Annotated in this window: 6 protein-coding genes; 3 read left to right on the top strand and 3 right to left on the bottom strand. The window is 62.6% G+C overall.

The window, feature by feature from the left end; all coding sequences use genetic code 11:
• Positions 1-464: 464 nt before the first annotated feature.
• Complete coding sequence (locus DID96_RS37320; protein ID WP_124604285.1) at positions 465-719, top strand: type II toxin-antitoxin system Phd/YefM family antitoxin; 255 nt, start codon at positions 465-467, stop codon at positions 717-719.
• A gap of 411 nt (positions 720-1,130) precedes the next feature.
• The gene (locus DID96_RS37315; protein WP_124604282.1) at positions 1,131-1,889 is read left to right on the top strand and encodes a carbon-nitrogen hydrolase family protein; all 759 of its coding nucleotides are present in this window, start codon (positions 1,131-1,133) and stop codon (positions 1,887-1,889) included.
• Positions 1,890-1,960: 71 nt separating this feature from the next.
• Here the strand turns inward: DID96_RS37315 and DID96_RS37310 are convergent, their stop codons facing one another.
• Positions 1,961-2,695: an SDR family oxidoreductase gene (locus DID96_RS37310; protein WP_124604280.1), complete on the bottom strand. Its 735-nt coding sequence runs from the start codon at positions 2,693-2,695 to the stop codon at positions 1,961-1,963.
• 104 nt (positions 2,696-2,799) lie between these two features.
• Here DID96_RS37310 and DID96_RS37305 point away from each other — a divergent pair, with 104 nt between their 5' ends.
• Positions 2,800-3,711, top strand: coding sequence for a LysR family transcriptional regulator (locus tag DID96_RS37305; RefSeq protein ID WP_124604287.1), 912 nt, complete (start codon positions 2,800-2,802; stop codon positions 3,709-3,711).
• Positions 3,712-3,752: 41 nt separating this feature from the next.
• On the opposite strand, the gene DID96_RS37300 is transcribed toward DID96_RS37305, so the two are convergent.
• Together DID96_RS37300 and DID96_RS37295 are read right to left on the bottom strand one after the other, a co-directional pair.
• Positions 3,753-4,529 (bottom strand): hypothetical protein, encoded by a 777-nt coding sequence (locus DID96_RS37300; protein ID WP_124604278.1) that lies wholly within the window; start codon positions 4,527-4,529, stop codon positions 3,753-3,755.
• 48 nt (positions 4,530-4,577) lie between these two features.
• A complete protein-coding gene (locus tag DID96_RS37295) occupies positions 4,578-4,694 on the bottom strand; it encodes a zinc ribbon domain-containing protein (RefSeq protein ID WP_311767793.1) in 117 nt (38 codons plus the stop codon).
• Positions 4,695-4,716: the final 22 nt, after the last annotated feature.

The following is a 4,716-nucleotide window of genomic DNA, read 5'->3' as shown; positions in this document are numbered from 1 at the left end:
CGACACCGCTCACAAACCACGGAGCGTTCACACCCAGGGCGGCTTCGAACAGCTTGCTGTGCATCATTTACCTTCTTGTCTACAGGAAAAACGAGACGATACCACCCACTCGAAATTCAAAAGAGGCGTTTTTGCCAATCTCTCGGGGTGAGTTTGTTCAACACCCCTTCGGCACGCCGTGATTCGATCGCCGCCTCACCAGGCTCAGCGTTTCGTTGGTGAGCGCGCAAAAATTCGAGCAACACCTATTCACAAAAAATTGGTGTCCCCCAGACACCGGTTCGATCGGAATCTGACGGCGCCACTCGGCTATTTATCCGAGAGTCCGATCGAGTTGATTTTCTCGACCTTACCGCACTCTTCTCATTAATTGGGGTCGCAGCGCATATCAGCCGGATTTCGTCCGATGTTCGCAGGATGCGTATATTACGTATTGGTCAGCATCCAAGTTGAAAGCCACTACCATGCCCACTATCAGCGCTACCGAACTCGCGCGTCACACCCGCGAGATCCTCGATCAAATCGTGCGCGGCGGCGAACCCGTGATTGTCGAGCGCAATCAAATTCCGGTCGCGCGCCTTGTGCCGCCTGAGCCGATCATGACGGCCGTAGAGGCGCTCGATGGCCTTCCCACAGACCTGACTGCCGAACATGGTGATCGTTGGCTGCGCAACAGCCGTGAGGGCTTCAGTGACGAGGTCCGCGATTCGTGGGCATGATCCGCGATAGCTGCATCTGTATTGACCTCGCATCCGGTGCCATCCCGCGCCAGACGGTCATCGATGCGGCGGGCGCCTCGCCAGTTTGCCAGTTGATGTGCGACACCTGTTCCAGCCGGGCACGAAATGCAGTCACCCGCGCGAATTTCCTGCACGACGTCGCCATAGCGGAAGACGCCTCGAACGGGATGTCCAATGAAAATCGCTTGACCACCAGCCCACGAGAAATGAAGACAACGGCAGCGTCTTCCGCGTTTAGTGAAATGAAGTGGTCTGATAGTATGGGTCGTAGTCAGGTTGGCCTGAGGTCCCGATAATTCAACGGACCCGGCACCCAGCGCAACAGGCAGGCCATTATTCGATTTGTACTCCACGCCACTTTTCGCCAGTCAGGCCAAGACCCAATTCGTCATGAGCACTTTCACGATCGCCGCAGCGCAGGCCACCTCCAAAGCGGCAGACATCGAAGCAAATGTCGCGCGTCATCTCACCTTCCTTCAGACTGCCGCGGAGCACGACGTCAAAATCCTGATATTTCCGGAGCTTTCTTTGACGGGATACGAGCGTCAGCTTGGCCGACAGCTCGCGATGACGCAGGATGACCCGCGACTTCTTCCTCTCGTTGCCGAGGCGCAGCGCCTGGGCATCACTGCCGTTGTCGGTGCGCCTGTGATGCAGGAAGGTCGATCTGACGTATTTATCGGTGCGTTCGTACTTGGAGCCAATGGGGAAATATCGGTGCACACGAAGCAGCATTTGCATCCCGGTGAAGACCTCATGTTCTCTGCTGGAAGTGGCGGCCCGAACCTGGTCATCGACGGCAATTCAATTGCGTTGGCGATCTGCGCGGATTTTTCCCATTCCTCCCACGCGTCGAGCGCAGCAGATTCGGAAGCGCATGTTTATGCAGCGAGTGCCCTCATTACGGAAAACGGGTACCCACACGATACCGGGCTTTTGGCGGGCTACGCTGCCGAACACGAATTCGCCGTGCTGATGGCCAACCACGGCGGCGCCACCGGTGGCTGGGAGACAGCAGGCCGTAGTGCGATCTGGTCGGAAGATGGCGAATTGGTGATTGCCGCACCCGGTCCCGGCGACATGCTGGTCACGGGGACGAAGGGAGCGAATGGCTGGACAGGGGCCGTGATCGCAATCGGCGACAAGTAGCCACTTTTCCAGTCCTTCGCTGGAGTGTCCACCGGGCAACCAGACGTTAGATGCCGCCCCACACTGCGAATTCAAACGAACCGGCCACCACCATCGACGTGCAGCACCTCCGCGTTCACGTAATCGTTGCCCAACAGGAATGCGATTGCATCGCCGATCTCGTCCGCACGCCCGGCCCGGCCGCCGGGCAGTGTCGCAGCGGCTTGCGCAAACAGCGCCGCGCGAACGTCCGGATCGAACCCGTCGAACAGCGGCGTCTCGACGAGCCCCGGCGATACGACGTTGACGCGAATCGGCTTCAGTTCGAGTGCGAGCGACTGCGCCAGCGCTTCGACGCCACGCACCGCCGCGGCCAGCACTGACGTGCCATGTGCCGACGGACGGTCGGCGAGCTGCCCGCTCGTCACGACGATCGATGCCGTCGGCGGCATCAGCGGCAACGCGGAACGAATCGCATGGATCGCGCCCGCGATCCGCTCGTGCACGGCCGCAAGCAGCCGTTCCGGCTCGCTGTCCGCGAGCGTGCCGGCAACGAAGCTGCCGGCCGTCACGACGAGATGATCGACACGCGTCATCGCGCGGAACACGGCCTCGACGGACGCCCCGTCCGTAATGTCGGCAACGGCCGTACTGGCGCCGCCGATCTCGCTGGCCGCCGCTTCGAGCTTCGCGCGCGTTCGCCCGACCAGCGTGATCGCCGCACCGCGCGCTTTCGCCGCGGCCGCCGCCGCAAGGCCGATCCCCGAACTCCCGCCGAACACGACGACATGCGCGCCACGCAGGCTGGATTGCGTTGTGATTTCCATGCGATTCCCCGTCAAAAGGTGTGAAGGTGGACGAACGTTATGCCATGCCGGATCGCAATGGAACGTGCGAGAATCGACTAAGGCTCATGCCGTGGAGGAATGACTTGGACACGTTTCAATCGATGCGCCTGTATGCGCGCGCCGTCGAACTCGGCAGCTTCTCGGCCGTCGCGCGCGAGGAACACATCACGCAGCCGACGATGAGCAAGGTGATCGCGGCGCTGGAGAAGGAGCTGGGCGTGCGCCTGCTCGATCGGACGACGACGAGCCTGACGCCGACCGACGAGGGCCGCCGGTTCTACGAACGCTGCAAGCGGGTGCTCGAAGAGGTTGCCGACGCGGTCGCCGACGTGCGGGGGCAAACGCAGCGACCGGTCGGCGCGTTGAGCGTCAGCGCCCCGCTGGGGCTCGGCGAGCTGCGGCTCAATGCGCTGATGCTCGAATTCCTGCGCGCGTATCCCGAGATCGACGTCGAGCTGGACCTGACCGATCGCGTGATCGATCTGGTCGAGGAAGGTGTCGACGTCGCGATCCGGATCGGCAACCAGCTCCCGCCCGATGCGGTGGCCCGTGCAGTCGCGTGGTCGCCACGCGTGCTGGTCGCGGCGCCGGAGTATGTCGCGCGGATGCCGAAAATACGCCGGCCCGAGCATCTGCTCGCGCATCGCTGCGTCGGCTACGCGCGGGTCAGCATCGGCGCCGAGCTGGAATTCACCCGTGATGACGAGCGCATCGTGGTGCCGACGCGCAGCCAGTATCGCGTCAACAACTCGATGGCGTTGCGCGAATGCTTTCTTGCAGCATTCGGCCCAGGCTCGGCGCCGGCATGGCTCGTTCAGGATCTGATCGATGCGGGACGGCTGGTTCGCTTGCTGCCAAAGTGGGAGATGCAGCCGCACTCGGTGCATCTCGTCATGCCATCACGCCGGTACCAGCCGTTGAGAACGCGCGTATTCCTGCAATTCATGGCAGAGCGCATTCCGGCGCTTCCAGGGTTTCATGCGATGGGCGTGTAGCGGCGAGGCGGCTCGCCTCGGGCGCGCCCGTCGCCGTGAATCTACTTCGCAGGCAACGCAACTGGAACGCGCATCCGGTACAACGAAACCGCCTGTATCGCGAGCGTGCAGAGAATCGCGCAACCATACGCCGCAAACAGGTTCATTCGCGTCAGCGTCAGGCTCAGCACGAAGAAGAACGACGCAAAGCCCGGAAGCGCCGCCGCCATCCCGCGCATCAATTGCTGCGCGGCTGCGTGGCCGGCCATGCGGTGCGAGAACACCGCGAGAATGATCGCCATGAACGGGAACGACGCGAGCACGCCGCTTGCTTCCGGTCCGACGTAAGGCGCGATCAACGTCACGCTGATCACGAGCCCGGCGATCAACGCCATCCGCAACGGCAGATCCCACCCGGGCGGATCGAGCCGGCCGACTCTGGCGACATGATTGGGAAGGCGGTTCAGCGCGAGCGCGACGGCCAGAATCGCGACGATGAACAGGCCCTTTTCCGGCAACGCGCTCCATTGCAGAAAGCCCGCGACGACGGCAAACGTCGCACTGGCGCCCGCCAGGGCCGCCGGCCATCCCAGCGTCGCCAGCCGGCAATAGGCGACGCAAAACGCCGCTTGCGCTGCCGTCGCGACCAACGACCCGGCCGTCGCGTGCGCCGCGAAAGCGGGTCCGTGCTCCAGTGCGAGGAACACCGAGACCGGTCCCGACGTGAGCGGCAACCCCACCAGAAAACCGCCAATCGCTTCGCCCCAGCGGCGAGCGGCCATCGTGGCCGCCAACAGCAACAGCGGCGTGGCAACGAGCTTGAAAACGAGAAGATCCATGATCGATACGACAACACGCAAACCGGGAACGTTGACTTCCTCTCCGGCCTAACGACCGGGGATTCCTACTTCTAGCGCACGAAGTCCCGTGCGGGCAATGTTCCTTGCGGCGTTCGTGTCGCGGTTGTGTTCCGTGCCGCAATTGCTGCAAGTCCACTGCCTTATTCCAAGTGCGGCCCTACCTTTC

The sequence above is a fragment of the Burkholderia sp. Bp8963 genome, from assembly GCF_003854275.1.
Lineage (GTDB): Bacteria > Pseudomonadota > Gammaproteobacteria > Burkholderiales > Burkholderiaceae > Burkholderia.
This window is presented reverse-complemented; position numbering and strand designations above follow the sequence as displayed.